Annotated in this window: 18 protein-coding genes, 4 tRNA genes and 1 riboswitch; of the genes, 15 read left to right on the forward strand and 7 right to left on the reverse strand. The window is 56.8% G+C overall.

The annotated features are described in order from the left end of the window. The first annotated feature begins 15 nt into the window (after positions 1 to 15). The 6 genes from aruF (at position 16) to astE (ending at position 6,363) form a co-directional block, all read left to right on the forward strand. The gene (gene aruF / locus Q6A51_RS25875) at positions 16 to 1,047 is read left to right on the forward strand and encodes an arginine/ornithine succinyltransferase subunit alpha (protein WP_201017840.1); all 1,032 of its coding nucleotides are present in this window, start codon (positions 16 to 18) and stop codon (positions 1,045 to 1,047) included. Between the two features lie 61 nt (positions 1,048 to 1,108). Next, a complete protein-coding gene (gene astA / locus Q6A51_RS25880; protein ID WP_201017839.1) occupies positions 1,109 to 2,134 on the forward strand; it encodes an arginine N-succinyltransferase in 1,026 nt (341 codons plus the stop codon). Next, the gene (gene astD / locus Q6A51_RS25885) at positions 2,131 to 3,600 is read left to right on the forward strand and encodes a succinylglutamate-semialdehyde dehydrogenase (protein WP_304576035.1); all 1,470 of its coding nucleotides are present in this window, start codon (positions 2,131 to 2,133) and stop codon (positions 3,598 to 3,600) included. The genes astA and astD overlap by 4 nt, the downstream gene beginning before the upstream one ends. Positions 3,601 to 3,654: 54 nt before the next feature. Beyond that, positions 3,655 to 5,001: an N-succinylarginine dihydrolase gene (astB, locus tag Q6A51_RS25890; RefSeq protein ID WP_304576036.1), complete on the forward strand. Its 1,347-nt coding sequence runs from the start codon at positions 3,655 to 3,657 to the stop codon at positions 4,999 to 5,001. A gap of 64 nt (positions 5,002 to 5,065) precedes the next feature. Continuing rightward, positions 5,066 to 5,356: a topoisomerase II gene (locus Q6A51_RS25895; protein WP_201003420.1), complete on the forward strand. Its 291-nt coding sequence runs from the start codon at positions 5,066 to 5,068 to the stop codon at positions 5,354 to 5,356. A 14-nt stretch (positions 5,357 to 5,370) separates the two neighbouring features. Next, positions 5,371 to 6,363 (forward strand): succinylglutamate desuccinylase, encoded by a 993-nt coding sequence (gene astE / locus Q6A51_RS25900; RefSeq protein WP_304576037.1) that lies wholly within the window; start codon positions 5,371 to 5,373, stop codon positions 6,361 to 6,363. Between the two features lie 70 nt (positions 6,364 to 6,433). Here astE and Q6A51_RS25905 read toward each other — a convergent pair whose 3' ends face one another. Then, positions 6,434 to 6,946 (reverse strand): 6,7-dimethyl-8-ribityllumazine synthase, encoded by a 513-nt coding sequence (locus tag Q6A51_RS25905; RefSeq protein WP_201017836.1) that lies wholly within the window; start codon positions 6,944 to 6,946, stop codon positions 6,434 to 6,436. 124 nt (positions 6,947 to 7,070) lie between these two features. Next, positions 7,071 to 7,239, reverse strand: a riboswitch (FMN riboswitch). 212 nt (positions 7,240 to 7,451) lie between these two features. On the opposite strand from Q6A51_RS25905, the gene ltaE reads away from it, so the two are divergent. The 7 genes from ltaE (at position 7,452) to Q6A51_RS25940 (ending at position 13,418) form a co-directional block, all read left to right on the forward strand. Beyond that, positions 7,452 to 8,456 (forward strand): low-specificity L-threonine aldolase, encoded by a 1,005-nt coding sequence (ltaE, locus tag Q6A51_RS25910; RefSeq protein ID WP_201003414.1) that lies wholly within the window; start codon positions 7,452 to 7,454, stop codon positions 8,454 to 8,456. 144 nt (positions 8,457 to 8,600) lie between these two features. Continuing rightward, positions 8,601 to 11,225: an alanine--tRNA ligase gene (gene alaS / locus Q6A51_RS25915; RefSeq protein ID WP_201017835.1), complete on the forward strand. Its 2,625-nt coding sequence runs from the start codon at positions 8,601 to 8,603 to the stop codon at positions 11,223 to 11,225. A 93-nt stretch (positions 11,226 to 11,318) separates the two neighbouring features. Further along, positions 11,319 to 12,551, forward strand: a complete 1,233-nt coding sequence (locus Q6A51_RS25920; protein WP_122313746.1) for an aspartate kinase — start codon at positions 11,319 to 11,321, stop codon at positions 12,549 to 12,551. A 175-nt stretch (positions 12,552 to 12,726) separates the two neighbouring features. Continuing rightward, positions 12,727 to 12,915, forward strand: coding sequence for a carbon storage regulator CsrA (csrA, locus tag Q6A51_RS25925; protein WP_002554426.1), 189 nt, complete (start codon positions 12,727 to 12,729; stop codon positions 12,913 to 12,915). 62 nt (positions 12,916 to 12,977) lie between these two features. Then, positions 12,978 to 13,068 (forward strand) — tRNA-Ser (locus Q6A51_RS25930). 109 nt (positions 13,069 to 13,177) lie between these two features. Continuing rightward, positions 13,178 to 13,254 (forward strand) — tRNA-Arg (locus tag Q6A51_RS25935). An 87-nt stretch (positions 13,255 to 13,341) separates the two neighbouring features. Then, a tRNA-Arg gene (locus Q6A51_RS25940) sits at positions 13,342 to 13,418 on the forward strand. A 43-nt stretch (positions 13,419 to 13,461) separates the two neighbouring features. On the opposite strand, the gene bamE is transcribed toward Q6A51_RS25940, so the two are convergent. Continuing rightward, on the reverse strand, positions 13,462 to 13,941 hold the full coding sequence (gene bamE, locus Q6A51_RS25945) for an outer membrane protein assembly factor BamE domain-containing protein (protein WP_201018086.1): 480 nt from the start codon (positions 13,939 to 13,941) through the stop codon (positions 13,462 to 13,464). A gap of 322 nt (positions 13,942 to 14,263) precedes the next feature. Between bamE and mgtE the strand changes: the two genes are divergently transcribed. Then, on the forward strand, positions 14,264 to 15,706 hold the full coding sequence (gene mgtE, locus Q6A51_RS25950; RefSeq protein ID WP_201003408.1) for a magnesium transporter: 1,443 nt from the start codon (positions 14,264 to 14,266) through the stop codon (positions 15,704 to 15,706). A 63-nt stretch (positions 15,707 to 15,769) separates the two neighbouring features. Here mgtE and Q6A51_RS25955 read toward each other — a convergent pair whose 3' ends face one another. The 4 genes from Q6A51_RS25955 to Q6A51_RS25970 all read right to left on the reverse strand — a co-directional run bounded on the left by Q6A51_RS25955 (position 15,770) and on the right by Q6A51_RS25970 (position 18,528). Beyond that, positions 15,770 to 16,849, reverse strand: coding sequence for a polyamine ABC transporter substrate-binding protein (locus Q6A51_RS25955; RefSeq protein WP_304576038.1), 1,080 nt, complete (start codon positions 16,847 to 16,849; stop codon positions 15,770 to 15,772). A 189-nt stretch (positions 16,850 to 17,038) separates the two neighbouring features. Next, entirely contained in the window at positions 17,039 to 17,365 is a 327-nt protein-coding gene (locus tag Q6A51_RS25960; RefSeq protein ID WP_002554423.1) for an Arc family DNA-binding protein, read from the reverse strand. A 440-nt stretch (positions 17,366 to 17,805) separates the two neighbouring features. Further along, the gene (locus tag Q6A51_RS25965) at positions 17,806 to 17,991 is read right to left on the reverse strand and encodes a PA3371 family protein (protein WP_201003404.1); all 186 of its coding nucleotides are present in this window, start codon (positions 17,989 to 17,991) and stop codon (positions 17,806 to 17,808) included. A 36-nt stretch (positions 17,992 to 18,027) separates the two neighbouring features. Then, positions 18,028 to 18,528, reverse strand: a complete 501-nt coding sequence (locus tag Q6A51_RS25970) for a hypothetical protein (RefSeq protein WP_236250172.1) — start codon at positions 18,526 to 18,528, stop codon at positions 18,028 to 18,030. 41 nt (positions 18,529 to 18,569) lie between these two features. Here Q6A51_RS25970 and Q6A51_RS25975 point away from each other — a divergent pair. Continuing rightward, positions 18,570 to 18,646 (forward strand) — tRNA-Arg (locus Q6A51_RS25975). Between the two features lie 177 nt (positions 18,647 to 18,823). On the opposite strand, the gene Q6A51_RS25980 is transcribed toward Q6A51_RS25975, so the two are convergent. Continuing rightward, the coding region (locus tag Q6A51_RS25980) for an IS3 family transposase (RefSeq protein WP_304574666.1) at positions 18,824 to 18,932 on the reverse strand (109 nt) is incomplete at its 5' end.

Below are 18,932 nucleotides of genomic sequence, written 5' to 3' on the forward strand. Positions count from 1 at the left end.
GTAAGGAGTGGCACCATGCTGGTGATGCGCCCCGCGCAAATGGCTGACCTGGCAGAAGTCCAGCGCCTCGCCGCCGACAGTCCGATTGGTGTGACGTCCCTGCCTGACGATGCTGGTCGCCTGGGCGACAAGATCAGCGCTTCGGAAGCATCGTTCGCGGCTGAAGTCAGTTTCAATGGCGAAGAAACCTACTTCTTTGTGCTTGAAGACAGCGAGAACGGTCGTCTGGTGGGTTGTTCCGGCATCGTCGCTTCCGCGGGTTACTCCGAGCCGTTCTACAGCTTTCGTAACGAGACATTCGTGCATGCCTCCCGCGAGCTGAAGATCCATAACAAGATCCACGTCCTGTCCCAGTGCCATGACCTGACCGGCAACAGCCTGCTGACCAGCTTCTATGTGATCCCCGAACTGGTGGGCACGGCCTGGTCGGAGCTCAATTCCCGCGGCCGCTTGCTGTTTGTCGCCAGCCACCCCGAGCGTTTCGCCGATTCGGTGGTGACCGAGATCGTGGGCTACAGCGACGAGAACGGCGATTCACCGTTCTGGGATGCCATCGGCCGCAACTTCTTCGACCTGAACTACGCCGAGGCCGAACGCTTGTGTGGCCTGAAAAGCCGGACCTTCCTGGCCGAACTGATGCCGCATTATCCGATCTATGTTCCGCTCCTGACCGACGCCGCTCAGGAGGCCATGGGGCAAGTACATCCTCGTGCCCAGATCACCTTCGACATCCTGATGCGCGAAGGCTTCGAGACAGATCATTACATCGATATTTTCGACGGAGGCCCGACCTTGCACGCTCGGGTATCGGGTATTCGTTCGATTGCCCAGAGCCGTCTGGTGCCGGTCAAGATCGACACCGGCGCAACGGACGATGCCGGAAAAGGCGGGCGCCTGTATCTGGTGACCAATGGGCTGTTGCAGGATTACCGCGCAACCTTGCTGGAGCTGGACTGGGCACCCGGTCGCCCGGTGGTGTTGAGCCTGAAGGCCGCCGAGGCTCTGGGTGTCGGCGAAGGTGCCAGCGTGCGCCTTGTCGCAGTCTGATTTCGATCCAGCAGATTAGCCAGTTTTCCGGGCTCCATGAGAGCCCGGTCGAGGAGATAACATGATCGTTCGCCCCGTACGCAGCAGTGACCTGCCCGCACTGATCGAGTTGGCGCGCAGCACTGGCGCAGGCCTGACGACATTGCCTGCCAATGAGCAGCGCCTGGCGCATCGGGTAGGTTGGGCAGAGAAGTCCTTTCGTGGCGAAGCCGAGCGTGCCGATGCCGATTACCTGTTCGTGCTCGAAGACGATGACGGGCGTGTGATCGGGATTTCTGCCATTGCCGGCGCCGTGGGATTGCGCGAGCCCTGGTACAACTACCGCGTCGGGCTGACAGTCAGTGCCTCTCAGGAACTCAATATCTATCGTGAGATTCCGACCCTGTTCCTGGCCAACGACCTGACGGGCAACTCCGAACTGTGCTCGCTGTTCCTGCACAGTGATTCGCGCACCGGTCTCAATGGCCGCCTGCTGTCCAAGGCGCGCATGCTGTTCATTGCCGAGTTCCCGAAACTGTTCGGCAACAAGATCATCGCCGAGATGCGCGGCATGTCCGATGAGAACGGGCGTTCCCCGTTCTGGGAAAGTCTGGGGCGACACTTCTTCAAGATGGAGTTCAGCCAGGCCGATTACCTGACCGGTGTTGGCAACAAGGCTTTCATCGCTGAATTGATGCCCAAGTTTCCGCTGTACACCTGTTTTCTTTCGCAAGATGCGCGCAGTGTCATTGGCCGTGTTCATGCTGACACCGAACCCGCTCTGACGATGCTCAAGAGCGAGGGGTTCAACTATCAGGGTTATGTCGACATCTTCGATGCAGGCCCTGCCATCGAGTGTGAAACCACCAGGATCCGTGCCGTGCGTGACAGCCAGACACTGGTGCTGGCCATCGGTACGCCCGGTGATGATGCGCCGAAATTCCTGATCTATAACCGCAAGCGCGAAGAGGGCCGGATTACCATCGGGCAGGCTCGCATGGCGGCCGGTGCGCTGGTGGTCGACCCGCTGACGGCCCGGCGTCTGCGCATGAGCCCGGGCGACAATGTGCGTGCGGTGCCTTTGTCTGCGGTGCGGGAGGGCGTTTGATGAGCACGCTGTATATCGCAGGTGCCTGGCAGGCCGGGCAGGGCGAAGCATTCGATTCGTTGAACCCGGTGTCCCAGCAAGTGCTGTGGTCCGGTCAGAGTGCAAGTGCCGCTCAGGTCGAGACGGCCGTGCAGGCGGCGCGTCAGGCTTTTGCGGACTGGGCTTCGCGCTCGCTGGAAGATCGTATTTCGGTGCTGGAAGCGTTTTCCGCCAGCCTCAAGAATCATGCGGACGAACTTTCGCATTGCATTGGTGAGGAAACCGGCAAGCCGCTCTGGGAGTCGGCTACCGAAGTGACCAGCATGGTCAACAAGATTGCCATCTCGGTGCAGAGCTACCGTGAGCGAACCGGCGAAAAGAGTGGTCCGCTGGGCGATGCCACAGCGGTGTTGCGCCACAAGCCTCATGGCGTGGTGGCGGTCTTTGGCCCTTACAATTTCCCCGGCCATTTACCCAATGGGCATATCGTGCCTGCACTGCTGGCGGGCAACACGGTGCTGTTCAAACCCAGTGAGCTGACGCCAAAGGTTGCCGAGTTGACGGTCAGGTGCTGGATCGAAGCCGGCTTGCCCGCTGGTGTATTGAATCTCCTGCAAGGCGGGCGCGAGACGGGTATTGCTCTGGCGGCCAATCCGGGGATCGACGGCCTGTTCTTTACCGGCTCCAGCCGTACCGGCAATGCCTTGCATCAGCAATTCGCCGGGCGTCCGGACAAGATTCTGGCACTGGAGATGGGTGGCAATAACCCGCTGGTGGTCGATCAGGTTCAGGATGTCGATGCCGCGGTGTACACCGTGATTCAATCGGCCTTCATTTCGGCTGGCCAGCGCTGTACCTGCGCCCGTCGCTTGCTGGTGCCGCAAGGTGCCTGGGGCGATGCATTCCTGGCTCGGCTGGTGGCAGTGACTGCAACCCTTGAAGTCGGAGCGTTCGACCGGCAGCCTGCGCCGTTCATGGGGTCGGTGATTTCTCTGGAAGCGGCTTCTGCATTGCTTGCCGCTCAGGCGGATCTGCTGGCCAAAGGCGCAGTTGCGTTGCTGGAAATGACCCGGCCGCAGGATCAGGCCGCCTTGCTCACGCCGGGTATTCTCGATGTGAGCGCTGTCAGCGAACGTCCTGACGAGGAACTGTTCGGCCCGTTGTTGCAGGTGATTCGCTACGTCGATTTCGATGCCGCCATCGCTGAAGCCAACGACACGCAATATGGTCTGGCCGCAGGCCTGCTGTCGGACTCCGAAGCGCGTTACAAGCAGTTCTGGCTGCAAAGCCGCGCCGGTATCGTCAACTGGAACAAGCAACTGACCGGGGCGGCGAGCAGTGCGCCTTTCGGTGGTGTCGGGGCTTCGGGCAATCATCGGGCCAGCGCCTATTACGCCGCGGATTATTGCGCTTATCCGGTAGCGTCGCTGGAGGCTGGGGCGTTGACCTTGCCCGCAGCGCTGACACCGGGCGTCAAGCTTGATTGATAGCAGCACTGCACAAAGATGCACCTATAAAAACAGATCTACGGAGCCTTGCCGATGAAATCCTGTGAAGTCAATTTTGACGGTCTGGTTGGGCCTACTCACAACTACGGCGGTCTGTCCTACGGTAATGTGGCTTCTCAGCGCAATAGCCAGCAGTGCTCCAACCCTCGCGAAGCGGCATTGCAGGGGCTGGCGAAAATGAAGGCGCTGATGGACATGGGATTTACCCAGGGTGTACTTGCACCCCAGGAGCGTCCTGATGTGGCGGGCCTGCGTCAACTGGGTTTCAGTGGCAGCGATGCTCAGGTGATCGAGCAGGCTGCAAAGGATGATATGCCGCTGCTGGTCGCCAGTTGTTCGGCATCGAGCATGTGGGTCGCCAATGCCGCGACTGTCAGCCCGAGTGCCGACACCGCCGATGGCCGCGTGCATTTCACGGCCGCCAACCTGAACTGCAAATATCACCGCAGCATCGAGCATCCGACCACCAGCCGTGTGCTGAGCGCGATGTTCGCCAACGAGCACCATTTTGCCCATCATGCTGCGCTGCCAGCGGTTGCACAGTTTGGCGATGAAGGTGCGGCTAACCATACGCGCTTCTGCCGGGATTATGGCAAGGCGGGGGTGGAGTTTTTCGTGTTCGGGCGCAGTGCTTTTGACACGCGCTACCCTGCGCCGCAGAAATACCCGGCCAGGCAGACCCTTGAAGCGTCCAGGGCTGTGGCCCGGCTGCACGGCCTGAGTGATAGCGGCGTGGTCTACGGTCAGCAGAACCCGGCCGTGATCGATCAGGGCGTGTTTCATAACGACGTCATCGCGGTGGGCAATGGCGAAGTGCTGTTCCATCACGAGGATGCGTTTCTCAATACCGAATCGATGCTGAACGAACTGCACGACAAGCTCAGCCGTACCGGTGGCCTGTTTCAGGCGATCTGCGTGCCGCGAGACGAAGTGTCGGTCGAGGACGCCGTGCGTTCCTACCTGTTCAACAGCCAGCTCTTGTCCCGCGCCGATGGTTCGATGCTGTTGATCGTGCCTCAGGAGTGCCAGGCCAATCTGCGCGTCTGGAATTACTTGCAGCGACTGCTTGCCGATGGCGGCCCGATCCGGGAAGTGAAGGTCTTCGACCTCAAGCAAAGCATGCAGAACGGTGGGGGGCCAGCGTGCCTGCGCTTGCGTGTGGCCCTTAACGAAACCGAGCTGGCGGCGGTCAACCCTGGCGTCATCATGACTGTGCCGTTATACGAAACCCTGACCCGATGGGTCGACAAGCACTACCGTGATCGCATGAGCGAAAGCGATCTGGCTGACCCACAATTGTTGACTGAATGCCGCACAGCATTGGATGAGCTCACGCAAATCCTTAAACTGGGCAGCGTTTACCCCTTTCAACTGGTTTGAAAGTTCTGACGCGCAGGCACTGATGCCCTGCGCGTGATTTCCATCTCTATAGAGAATCCCGAACATGAGCGACGCCCTGCAACTGATCCTTGAAGACACCGATGGCACCCAGCTGGAAACTTCCTGCACCCGCGTAGCCGTCCTCTGGCAGGGTAAAGAGCTGTGGATTCAGCAAGACGGCCGTGGCCAACTGCTGATTGGTGTCGACGTTGAAGAAGGCGATGCCGAATACGCTAACCTCCTGCTGCGCCCTCTGGCCACCAACCTGGTCAGCCTGCAACTGGAAATGGAGCCGGCTGATCCGAGTGACGCTGAAGAAGACGGTCACGTACACGGCCCGGACTGCAATCACTGATCAGGAGCCTGCCTATGCTCGCCCTCGGTAAACTGCTTGAACTGACTCTGGCCGGGCGCGAGCCCACGGAAAAGACTCAACTGACCGTCGGCGGCGTGCGTATGCGCTGGCTGGGCGAAGGTGCGCTGGAAGTGCGTGCGCCTCAGGACCTGGACAACGGCACTGACTTGCTGTTGTCTGCCGGTATCCATGGCAACGAAACAGCGCCCATCGAGCTGCTGGACGAATTGATCCGCAGCATTGCACGCGGCGACCTCAAGCCGCGTGCCCGTATTCTGTTCCTGTTCGGCAACCCCGAGGCCATGCGACGTGGCGCGCGTTATGTCGAGCAGGACGTCAACCGGCTGTTCAACGGCCGTCATGAGCAAAGTGGCGGTTCGGAGGCCATGCGTGCCTGTGAGCTGGAGCGTCTGGCGGCCAGCTTTTTCAGTGTGCCGGACCGCTATCGCTTGCATTACGACCTGCACACGGCCATTCGCGGCTCGACGATCGAGCAGTTTGCCCTGTATCCCTGGAAAGAAGGACGCCAGCATTCCCGCCGTGAACTGGCGCGCCTGCGCACTGCCGGCATGAGCGCGGTACTGCTGCAGAACAAGCCTTCCATCGTATTCAGTGCCTATACCTATGATCAGCTCGGAGCCGAGTCTTTCACGCTGGAACTGGGCAAGGCCCGGCCATTTGGTCATAACCAGCAGGTTAACCTCACGCCTCTGCGCAAGGTTCTGGAGCAGATGATCGAAGGTGTCGAACCTGAGTCGAGCGATGACCTGGAGGGCTTGCAGCTATTCAGCGTGGCGCGGGAGATCATCAAGCGCAGTGATGCATTCACCCTCAACCTGCCTGACGATGTGCAAAATTTTGCGCCGCTGGAAAAAGGCTATGTGCTTGCCGAAGACGCGGGTGGCTCGCGCTGGGTGGTGGAGGAGGAAGGGGCGCGGATCATCTTTCCCAATCCGAAAGTGGGGAATGGTTTACGCGCCGGGATTCTGATCGTCCCGGCGGTGTAACTTTATCGGCTTCTTCGCGAATGAATTCGCTCCTACTGGACCGGTGTAGGAGCGAATTTATTCGCGAAAATCAGCTGGCGGCTTTCTGCAGCGGCTCAAGACGGCGCAGTGCGCGAACCTTGTTCAGGGTATCGGCACAGGTCTTGGCCGCTTCCTCACCCTTGTGTACGAAATGCTCGAAGAAGAACTTGTGATGCTCTTCGCCTGCATGGAAATGGTGAGGGGTCAGGACCACCGAGAAAACCGGCACTTCGGTTTCCAGTTGAACCTGCATCAGTGCGCTGACCACTGATTGCGCCACGAACTCGTGACGATAGATACCGCCATCCACCACCAGACCGGCAGCGATGATGCCTGCATAGCGGCCAGTGTTGGCCAGCAGTTTTGCATGCAGGGGAATTTCAAAGGCGCCGCCGACTTCAAAGAAATCGATATCACTCTCGGTGTAGCCATGGTTGGCCATTTCAGCGACGAAGCCTTTGCGGCTCTGGTCGACAATATCCTTGTGCCAGCAGGCCTGGATAAAGGCAATGCGCTCGTTCGAGTGGTTTTTGCTTTTGCTGTCGATTGCAGTAGGTTGCACGTGTTCTGACTCCTGTTTATGAAAAAAACAGGGCATTGGATCGAAAGGGATGCAGGTTACGTAAGAAAACCTCATGAACCTTGTAGTTCATGCAGAGGTTTTGCAGACGGTCCTGTGGACGCTATCCCGTTCTCTCTTCATCCGGACTATGACCGTCGGCCCCGGAATCACACCGGGTCTGCTGACCTTGAAGAGCTTCAGTTCAAGCCTGAATCCCGCCAAGCGCTCGCGGGCTAGACGCATTGCGCGCCATTACCGCCGGTGGGGAATTACACCCCGCCCTGAGAACGTTACCGACATTGTCTGTTGTCGGGGCGGGATTTTTATCACAGTTTTTTCCATCATGCATGGACACTTTCGTACGGTGTCCCTACCTTTTGCTTATAAGAGGATTGGAGTGCCGTCGGCCTGGGACCTTGATTATCATGTCAAACCTCAGTAATGCCTTGTTGCAACCTTGAGGTTGCCTGCATTATCGGCCTTCGAGTTTTCAGGGAGCGTTTTCGTGACTGTTATCGATCTGCGTAGTGACACTGTGACCCAGCCAACCGCTGGCATGCTTGACGCTATGGCGCATGCCCCCGTCGGGGATGACGTCTACGGTGAGGACCCCACAGTCAATCTTCTTGAAGCCACACTGGCGAAGCGCCTGGGTTTTGCTGAGGCTCTGTTTGTGCCCACGGGGACGATGAGCAACCTGTTGGCCTTGATGGCGCATTGTGAGCGTGGTGATGAATACATCGTCGGCCAGCAGGCTCACACCTATAAATATGAAGGTGGCGGAGCGGCGGTATTGGGTTCGATCCAGCCTCAGCCGCTGGAAGTCCAGGCCGATGGTTCGCTGGACCTGAATCAGGTGCTGGCAAGCATCAAGCCCGATGATTTTCATTTTGCCCGCACACGTCTGCTGGCTCTGGAAAACACCATGCAGGGCAAGGTGTTGCCATTGAGCTATCTGGCAGCTGCCCGCAAGTTCACCGAAGAGCACGGTCTGGCCCTGCATCTGGACGGTGCGCGTTTATATAACGCAGCGGTCAGGCTTGGCGTCGATGCCCGTGAAATTGCTGGCTACTTCGATTCGGTGTCGGTGTGTCTGTCCAAGGGGCTTGGCGCACCAGTGGGGTCTGTGCTGTGCGGTTCACCGGAACTGATCGCCAAGGCTCGTCGCCTGCGCAAGATGGTCGGTGGCGGCATGCGTCAGGCCGGGATTCTGGCGGCTGCCGGCTTGTATGCGCTTGATCATCAGGTCGAACGCCTGGCCGAGGACCATGCCAATGCGGCATTTCTGGCCGCGGGCTTGAGCGAGCTGGGGTATGAGGTCGAGCCTGTGCAGACCAACATGGTGTATGTGCAGATGGGTGAGCGTGCTCATTCGCTCAAGGCATTCTGTGCCGAGCGCGACATCAAGCTCAGCGCTGCGCCACGCCTGCGCATGGTTACTCACCTTGATGTATCCCGTGCTCAGCTTGAACGGGTCATTGCAGTATTCGCCGAGTTTTCACGCATATAAGATGCCGATAGTCCAGTTACTGGTTTCTATCGTACAAACACGCTGTACCGAGGACGCAACGCCTATATAATGCGGCCCTTTGCCGTTGCTACGTCATTTTGGCGTCATGCACTGCTTCTGGCCGCAGTCTCCGTGGAAGAACCTATGAAAAGCGCAGAAATCCGTGAAGCCTTCCTTGGCTTCTTCGAAGAGCAAGGCCACACACGTGTCGCCTCCAGCTCCTTGATTCCGGGCAATGACCCAACCCTGCTGTTCACCAACGCAGGTATGAACCAGTTCAAGGATTGCTTCCTGGGCCAGGAAAAGCGTGCCTATACCCGCGCTGTCACCAGCCAGAAATGCGTGCGTGCCGGTGGCAAGCACAACGATCTGGAAAACGTCGGCTACACCGCTCGTCACCATACTTTCTTCGAGATGCTGGGCAACTTCAGCTTCGGTGACTATTTCAAGCGCGATGCGATCACTTACGCCTGGACCTTCCTCACTTCTGAAAAGTGGCTGAACCTGCCCAAGGAAAAACTCTGGGTAACGGTCTACGCCACCGATGACGAAGCCTACGATATCTGGACCAAGGACATCGGCATTCCGGCCGAGCGCATGGTCCGTATCGGCGACAACAAAGGCGCGCCTTATGCGTCCGACAACTTCTGGACCATGGGCGATACCGGCCCGTGCGGCCCTTGCTCCGAGATTTTCTTCGATCACGGCCCTGAAATCTGGGGTGGCCCGCCAGGCTCGCCGGAAGAAGACGGCGACCGTTACATCGAAATCTGGAACAACGTTTTCATGCAGTTCAACCGTACTGCCGATGGCGTACTGCACCCGTTGCCAGCACCGTCGGTGGATACCGGTATGGGGCTTGAGCGTGTCAGCGCAGTCCTGCAGCACGTGCATTCCAACTATGAAATCGACCTGTTCCAGAGCCTGCTGGCCGCTTCGGCCAAGGCCATCGGTTGCAGCAACGACAATCAGGCATCGCTCAAGGTCGTAGCGGATCACATTCGCTCCTGCGGTTTCCTGATTGCCGATGGTGTTCTGCCGTCCAACGAAGGTCGTGGCTATGTATTGCGCCGCATCATTCGTCGGGCCTGCCGCCATGGCAACAAGCTGGGTGCCAAGGGCAGCTTCTTCCATCAGATCGTGGCCGCTCTGGTTGCCGAGATGGGCACTGCATTCCCTGAGCTGACTCAGCAGCAGGCGCATATCGAGCGTGTGCTCAAGGCTGAAGAAGAACAGTTTGCCAAGACTCTGGAGCAGGGCCTGAAAATCCTTGAACAGGATCTGGCCGAGCTCAAGGGCACTGTTGTGCCTGGCGAAATCGTGTTCAAGCTTTACGACACCTACGGTTTCCCGATGGACCTGACGGGCGATATCGCCCGCGAACGTAACCTGACCCTCGACGAGGCGGGTTTCGAGCGCGAGATGGAAGCCCAGCGTGAGCGTGCCCGTTCGGCCAGTTCGTTCGGCATGGACTACAACAGCCTGGTCAAGGTTGATGTCGCGACCCAGTTCACCGGCTATACCGCCACCAGCGGTGCAGCACAGATCGTTGCTCTTTATAAGGACGGTCAGTCGGTCGAGCAGTTGAGCGAAGGCGAAGAGGGCGTCGTGATTCTCGACACCACGCCGTTCTATGCCGAATCGGGTGGTCAGATCGGTGACAGCGGTTACTTGCAGGCGGGGGCCGTACGTTTCGATGTTCGCGATACCACCAAGACCGGCGGCGCATTCCTGCACCACGGCGTTGTTGTCGCTGGCAGCCTGAAAGTCGGTGTGCAGCTTGAAGCCCAGGTTGCTGCCGAGGTTCGTCTTGCGACTTCGCTGAACCACTCTGCCACTCACTTGCTGCACGCTGCATTGCGTCAGGTGCTGGGTGAGCATGTCCAGCAGAAAGGCTCGCTGGTCGACAGTCAGCGTCTGCGCTTCGACTTCAGCCATTTCGAGGCCATCAAGCCCGAGCAACTGCGGGCTCTGGAAGATATCGTCAACGCTGAGGTTCGCAAGAACACTCCGGTCGTCACTGAAGAAACCGATATCGAAACCGCCAAGAAGAAGGGCGCCATGGCGCTGTTCGGCGAGAAGTACGGCGACAGCGTGCGCGTACTGAGCATGGGCGGTGAATTCTCCGTTGAGCTGTGTGGCGGTATTCACGCCAACCGTACCGGTGATATCGCACTGTTCAAGATTGTCAGCGAAGGTGGCGTGGCCGCAGGCGTGCGCCGTATCGAAGCTGTGACCGGTGCAGCCGCACTGGCCTGGCTGAACTCGGCTGAAGATCAACTCAAGGAAGCCGCGACCCTGGTCAAGGGGAATCGCGACAACCTGCTGGACAAGTTGTCGGCTGTGCTTGAGCGCAACCGTCAGCTGGAAAAACAACTGGAGCAGTTGCAGGCCAAGGCTGCCAGCGCGGCGGGCGATGATCTGTCTGCCGCTGCCCTGGACGTCAAAGGGGTCAAGGTTCTGGCTACCCGCCTGGATGGTCAGGATGGCAAGGCGCTGTTGGCGCTGGTCGACCAGTTGAAGAACAAGCTCGGCCGCGCAGTGATCCTGCTCGGCAGTGTTCATGAGGACAAGGTTGTCTTGGTTGCAGGCGTGACCAAGGACCTGACTGGCCAACTCAAAGCCGGTGATTTGATGAAACAAGCGGCCGCTGCCGTCGGTGGTAAAGGTGGCGGGCGTCCTGACATGGCTCAAGGTGGTGGTGTCGATGCCGGTGCTCTGGATGCAGCGCTGGCTCTGACCGTTCCTTTTGTAGAGCAGGGTATCTGAGTCGAACCTCCAGGCCTGTCAGTGCATGACAGGCCCGGCACTTGGATTTGAGAATTAATGGGTGCCCTTAACGGGTTCTGAGGCGGCTTTGAGATGGCTTTGATCGTACAAAAATTTGGAGGCACCTCTGTTGGCTCTGTAGAGCGCATCGAGCAGGTAGCCGACAAGGTTAAGAAGTTCCGTGAAGCGGGCGATGATCTGGTGGTCGTATTGTCGGCCATGAGCGGTGAAACCAATCGCCTGATCGAACTGGCCAAACAGATCAGCGATCAGCCGGTTCCTCGTGAACTGGATGTGATCGTGTCCACCGGCGAGCAGGTCACCATTGCCTTGCTGGCGATGGCGCTGATGAAGCGCGGCGTGCCTGCGGTGTCCTACACCGGTAATCAGGTGCGTATCCTGACCGACAGCGCCCACAACAAGGCGCGTATCCTTCAGATCGACGATCAGAAGATCCGCTCCGACCTCAAGGCAGGTCGTGTCGTGGTTGTCGCCGGTTTCCAGGGTGTCGACGAGAACGGCAACATCACCACGCTCGGTCGTGGCGGTTCCGACACCACTGGCGTGGCGCTGGCTGCTGCCTTGAAGGCCGACGAGTGCCAGATCTACACCGACGTGGATGGCGTGTATACCACCGATCCGCGTGTCGTTTCGCAAGCTCAGCGTCTGGACAAGATCACCTTCGAAGAGATGCTGGAAATGGCCAGCCTCGGTTCCAAGGTGCTGCAGATCCGTGCGGTAGAGTTCGCAGGCAAATACAACGTCCCGCTGCGCGTTCTGCACAGCTTCAAGGAGGGGCCGGGCACCCTCATTACCATTGATGAAGAGGAATCCATGGAACAGCCGATCATTTCTGGCATCGCTTTCAACCGCGATGAAGCCAAGCTGACTATCCGTGGTGTGCCAGACACGCCGGGTGTTGCCTTCAAGATTCTCGGCCCGATCAGTGCTGCGAACATCGAAGTCGACATGATCGTGCAGAATGTCGCGCACGATAACACCACCGATTTCACCTTCACGATCCATCGCAACGACTATCAGTCGGCGTTGCAGGTCCTGGAAACCACCGCCCGCGAAATCGGTGCTCGTGAGGTTTCCGGTGATACCAAGATTGCCAAGGTTTCCATCGTCGGCGTCGGCATGCGTTCCCACGCAGGTGTTGCCAGCCGCATGTTCGAGGCTCTGGCAAAGGAAGGTATCAACATCCAGATGATCTCCACTTCGGAAATCAAGGTCTCGGTGGTGATCGAAGAGAAGTATCTGGAGCTGGCCGTGCGCGCATTGCACACAGCCTTTGAGCTGGATGCTCCTCGGCAGGGTGAGTGATCTGCCATTGACGGGCGCGGCTTGACCGCGCCTTTCGTTTTCCTGTGCTGCACGCAAAGACTGTTCTTTTCTTCGCGTTAGTCAATACTCAGGCTTGGCTCGTGGCTTTTTCGTCGCAGGCTTGTGCCTACTGGTTTTGCAGACTGTTGTTCCTGAAATGCATAAGGAGAAAGGTATGCTGATTTTGACTCGTCGGTGCGCAGAAAGCCTGATCATTGGTGATGGTGAAATCACAGTGACTGTGCTCGGCGTCAAGGGTAATCAAGTGCGTATTGGTGTCAATGCGCCCAAGGAAGTTGCTGTGCATCGTGAAGAAATTTACCTGCGCATCAAGAAAGAGAAGGACGAAGAACCAAGCCATTAATTTTTATTGAATTTTTGGTTTGCAAACGGGGGAAAGGGTGGTTATTATACGCCCCGTGTTGCGGAGAGCTGGCCGAGTGGCCGAAGGCGCTCCCCTGCTAAGGGAGTACACCTCACAAGGGTGTCGGGGGTTCGAATCCCCCGTTCTCCGCCATTATTTCTGTAGTGCGTTGAATCTGGCTTCTTCTGTAAGTTGTTGAAATTACTAGAAAAAGTGCTTTACAAAATGATTTAACGACCTATAATGCGCGGCACCAACACATGCACTCGTAGCTCAGCTGGATAGAGTACTCGGCTACGAACCGAGCGGTCACAGGTTCGAATCCTGTCGAGTGCACCATTTAAGGTTAACTGGTCTGATGTAGTTAAATACAGACTTCCAGATAACCGGCTTCAACCAGAGGTGATCTGGTCTAAAAATACCAATGCACTCGTAGCTCAGCTGGATAGAGTACTCGGCTACGAACCGAGCGGTCACAGGTTCGAATCCTGTCGAGTGCACCATACACCAGAAAGCCCACATCGAAAGATGTGGGCTTTTTGCTTTCTAGCGTTTTCCTTTCACACATCCATTCTCATCGAATGTCACATTGTTGCTGCGACCATTTTTCAACTGGTAGGTGTAGCGCAGTTCTCCGTTGCGGTTTGTGATCTTGTCCGGGCGGCCCAGCAGGCTTTCAACGTCGCGCTTTGTCATGCCCGGCGGTGTACGCTGATTGATAACGGCTTGCCGGCGCTGTGCTGCGCTCAGTCGATTACCGCAGCCATCGTCTTGCTGGCCTACCACCACGATTTCCTTGCTGGCTTTATTGTTTCGCCTGTCTGCGCCAGGAAGAAGGGGCGTGATGCTTCCCGGAGGCGCATTGAAGGCTTCTTGCGGCTGACTGTTTTGCCCGGCTGGGCAGCCCAGGGTGGTAAAGAGGATTCTTCCGGACGGGTCTTCACATCGCTGAACAGTATTGGCTTCTGTGTAAAGTGGCAGGCAGAGCAGGTTGCTCCATAAGAAAATGCGGGGCGTGATACGCATTGCCGAGTCCTCCATGACGTGCCAGGCCATCCTAGTGGTGGTCTTTCCCATGGGCGAGCGTGTTTTCTTCGCTGAATGTAACGTCGTAACCCTGTCTGTTCGCAAAACATTCAGGTTTGTCTCGCAAGCGCCTGTTCTAGCCTGAATTTTCTCGCGTGCGATCCGCCCAAAGCGGTGTATCATTGCGCCCGTCAGCCCCGCCGGGGCTTGTGGAATACCTCCATGGACTTACCCAGTAGTTACTCAATAGCTCGTTTCACCAATCAAGAATCAACTGATTGATCCTCCCGGCGTGCTCCGCTGCTGGGAGTGGAGTTCGCCTATGACTGAAATAGAAGTTAAAAAAACGCAGGAAAGCTTGCAGGATCGCCTTGCCCAAGTGGTCGATCTGTTGCAGCGTCAGCGTGTGGTCGAAGACCTGATCCACCGCCAGGAAGGTCAGAATCAGGATCGCGTAGAAAACCTCGTTCATCGTCAGAACCTTGTCGAGCTGCAACGCAAGCTCGATGACCTGCACTCTGCGGACGTCGCTTACATCCTCGAGGCACTGCCTCTTGAGGAGCGCCTGACCGTCTGGCAACTGGTCAAGGCAGAGCGCGACGGCGATATCCTCCTTGAAGTGTCCGATTCCGTCCGGGAAACCCTGATCGCCGACATGGATGATCACGAGTTGCTGGCGGCGGCCAAGGAGATGGACGCTGACGAACTCGCAGACCTGGCTCCCGAACTGCCTCGCGATGTCGTTCACGAACTGATGGAAGCGCTGGACGTCCAGCAGCGTGAGCGTGTCCGTTCTGCGCTCTCCTACGACGAGGAGCAGGTCGGTGCGCTGATGGACTTCGAGATGGTGACGATCCGCGAGGATGTCAGCCTGGAAGTCGTATTGCGTTACCTGCGGCGCTTGAAGGAGCTGCCGAGCCATACCGACAAACTGTTTGTGGTCGATTACGACGGCGTGCTCAAGGGCGTGCTCCCGATCAAGCGTCTGCTGGTCAATGATCCGGACAAGCAGGTCGGCGAAGTCATGGCTGACGACCCTGTCAGCTTCCACCCGGAAGACGATGCCTACGACGCCGCACAGGCTTTCGAGCGTTATGACCTGATTTCCACGCCGGTGGTCGACAAGAGCGGCAAGCTGATTGGCCGTTTGACCATCGACGAAATGGTTGACCTGATTCGTGAGGAGAGCGAGAGCGAAGTCCTCAACATGGCGGGTTTGCGTGAAGAGGAAGATATCTTCGCTTCCGTATGGCGCTCGCTGCGTAACCGCTGGGCCTGGTTGGCGATCAACCTGATTACAGCGTTCCTGGCTTCGCGTGTCATCGGCCTGTTCGAGGGCTCGATCGAGAAGCTTGTGGCTCTTGCGGCGCTGATGCCGATTGTGGCCGGTATCGGCGGCAACTCCGGGAACCAGACCATTACCATGATCGTTCGCGCCATGGCGCTGGACCAGGTCAGTACCGGCAATACCACGCGCTTGCTGCGCAAGGAACTGGCGGTCGCTTTGCTCAATGGTCTGATATGGGGCGGGGTGATCGGTGTTGTGGCCTATATGCTCTATGACAGTTGGTCGCTGGGCGTGGTCATGACGGCAGCAATGACGCTCAACCTGCTGCTGGCTGCTTTTATGGGGGTCTTGATCCCTATGACGCTTGCACGTCTTGGCCGCGATCCAGCCATGGGTGCCAGCGTCATGATTACTGCGATGACGGACAGTGGCGGTTTCTTTATTTTCCTGGGGCTGGCAACCATTTTTCTGCTTTGATCGCTTTCACCATAAAAAAACCGCCTGTTCAGGCGGTTTTTTGTTTTGGGGCTGCAAAGGTAGTCACTGTCTTTCTTTGACTTCCTTCCATGTGCGTAGCCTCAGCGCGTCAATGTCGGCAGGCGTCGCTTGCTGGACGAACAGGGTGCCAAGGGTTTCCTCATCGGGGTAGATTCTGGGGTCGTTGCGTACTGCTGCGTCCACCAGTGCCTCGGACTTCTCGTTTCCGTTCGCATAATGCAAGTAGTTGGAGATGCCCGCGATTACCTTCGGCGTGAGCAGGTAGTTCATAAAGACGTAGGCGGCTTTTTCGTCAGGTGCATCGGCGGGCATGGCGATCATGTCAAACCACATCGGAGCGCCTTCCCTGGGGATTACGTAGTCGATTTTGATGCCGTTGCCTGCCTCCTGAGCGTTGCGCTCCGCCAGCATGACATCTCCTGAATAGCCGACCGCGACGCAGATCTTGCCACTGGCCAGATCCGTAATGTACTGGGTCGAGTTGAAATAGCGCACGTAGGGTCGGATCGCCAGCAAGGCAGCTTTTGCCTTGGTGTAATCCTCGGTTTTTTCGCTGTGGGGTGGCAGGTTCAGATAGTTGAGCGCAATGGGCACTATGCTGGGGGCGCTGTCGATAAAGGCTACGCCGCATGCAGCCAGCTTTTTAATGTTCTCGGGCTTGAAGATCAAGTCCCAGGAATTGAGTGGCGCATCCTTGCCCAGAACAGCCTTGACCTTGGCCGCGTCATAGCCGATGCCGGTGGTCCCCCATAGATAGGGAAAGGCGTGCTCGTTGCCAGGGTCGATGCTTCTGAGCGCCTTGAGCAGAACCGGGTTGAGGTTTTTCCAGTTTGATAGCTGGCTTTTGTCCAGCTTCTTCAAGTCCCCGCGCTGAATCTGGCCAGCCATGAAGTGGCTCGACGGCACCACAATGTCGTAACCGGAGTTTCTCGCCTTGAGCTTTTCGTCCAGGGCATCGTTGCCGTCGTAGGTGTCATAGGTGGCTTCAATGCCGGTGTCTTTCTGGAAGTTTTTCAGCGTGTCCGGTGCGAGGTAATCCTCCCAGTTGAATACCTTGACGGTCTGGGCAGCCTGGCTCATTGATGCAACCAGCATCAGGGGGATGAAGGCTTTACCGAGCATTTTGTGGCTCCTCGCATGACTTGATAATCGCGATGCACGGGAAAACCATCGCCTCAGGAGCCGTGACCAGGGAAAGCATTGGCTGAGATGTCTACATTATAAGAAAGAGTCTTATAAGTATTGGGGAAAAGGACTACGGCAAAAAAAAGCCAGCTTTCGCTGGCTTGAATGCTTTTTTTCACTGATTTCTTACGACTCTTCTGAAGCAAGTTCCGTGTCGTGAGCAATCAGGGACACCAGAGCGTTCTGCTGGCGGTGTGAGAGTTGACGAAAGCGTTGCAGCAACTCGCGTTCGTGCAGGGACAGCTCAGGACTATCAAGGCGCAGACTTGGCTCATCACCAAGAGCTCCTTCCTGAATCAGGCTCTGTTCGAGTCGAGCAATGATTTCCGAGTTCATGCTGCGATGGTGGTTTTTGGCTACCTCTTGCACGCGATTACGCATGCCGTCTGGTAGGCGAACGACGAACTTGTCAGCCGTGCGGCTGGAATAAGTAGCCTGTTTCATAGGGCTCATATATTTAACCGGTTAGTTCAGGGGGAGCGGTTTCGCAAGTGGCCGCAAGATTGTCAATGTAGGACAGTCCTTTTGGCCAAATGTTCAACCGAGTTATCCAAAGGGCGCGGCATCATGCCCTATTACGTCGAATCCTTGGCGTCAATTCTGTGACAAATATTGACTCAGATAAAGGCGTTTAGCCAGCACCAATTATCAGAATTGCGAGCAGATTTGCAAAGCTTGCCAATTCCAGCCCATCCGGGTGACACGACGAACGCCTGACTACTTTTTGCCATGATGGCTATCTGTCTTCAGCGTAGATGGTTATTCACAAGAATACGAAAGATGCCGACGGGCGTGTCATGGCGGGAGAAGGCGAGGGGAGGCTGAGAGGCCGATGACCTAGTCAGCAGTGGCTTGAGCCCTGTTGACCAGTACAACCATCAGCGGATATTCAGTCAGCGTAGAACCGGATCGAACTTGAAGCGACGCCCGATGACCATGGCCGCAACGAAGAGGCTGACAAACAGCCCTGCGGCAATTTTGGAGGCGGAATTCAATGCATGCGCCTGCTCGGGGAGGAGAAGATCAGTGGCAACAGCCATCAGTGCCAGGATCATGAATGACAATGCGGGTTTTGACATGGCTACTCTCTCGTGAAGGTGGGCTATGTGACGATCTCAGAAGATCCAACGCTCTTCAGCACGATTTGGCAGCGGGGCTTCCTTGACCTCATGACCCAGCGTAGCTGCATTGACGCTTCTGTCACTCATGATGGCCAATTGAGGGGCCTTGCGAACCAGCTCATAGGATTGAGGTTGCGTGCCGATCTTGTCATCGTGAATGCGGGTATCCTGAAAATGAAATGCCACCAGAGCCACCAGAGCTACTGCATTCAACACTGAGAGAGTCATGTTCATTTTCAGGTACCTTGCGTGGAGTATCGTCACTGGTACTGATAATGCAGCCTGCATGCCAGATTTATTTTGAATAAAAATCCTTATAAAACAATGGCTTGTGATTGTTTTAAAGCGATTAAACATTGCGTTTTGCAATGATGGCTTTTTGGGGTAATGCAAAATGCACGACCGCCCCTGCAAGCGCTCTACGCCGGGATGTGGACTACGATTATCGAAGGCAATGACGACATGACAAAATCCCTCCATGCCGTTAACATGCACGCCGTCCTCGCTGGCACCGTTCGGTGTGCTGGCAACTCAGTGTCTCAGTAGCTCAATTGGATAGAGCATCCCCCTCCTAAGGGGAAGGTTGGCAGTTCGAACCTGCCCTGGGACACCAATATGATCAGGTGGTTAGCTGGATTTCCCGATAGCTCCTCGATTGAGTTTTCTCTCAAGTCTCCACTTCTCTGAGTGTTCGGTATTGAGTCAACTTTTCAAGGGAATCGGATTCTTCTGGCCGATTTTTGAAATTGATGCTTAGGCCGTTCTCTCTACCTGAATCGCCCCGGATTCTCTAGACACCTTGCAAGCTCATTGTGTAACGTTTTTCAAACTCTACCGGTGAGAGCTGATTGTTGAAACCATGGCGGCGTTTTGCGTTGTAGAACATCTCGATGTAATCA

Source organism: Pseudomonas serbiensis (assembly GCF_030580745.1).
GTDB lineage: Bacteria > Pseudomonadota > Gammaproteobacteria > Pseudomonadales > Pseudomonadaceae > Aquipseudomonas > Aquipseudomonas serbiensis.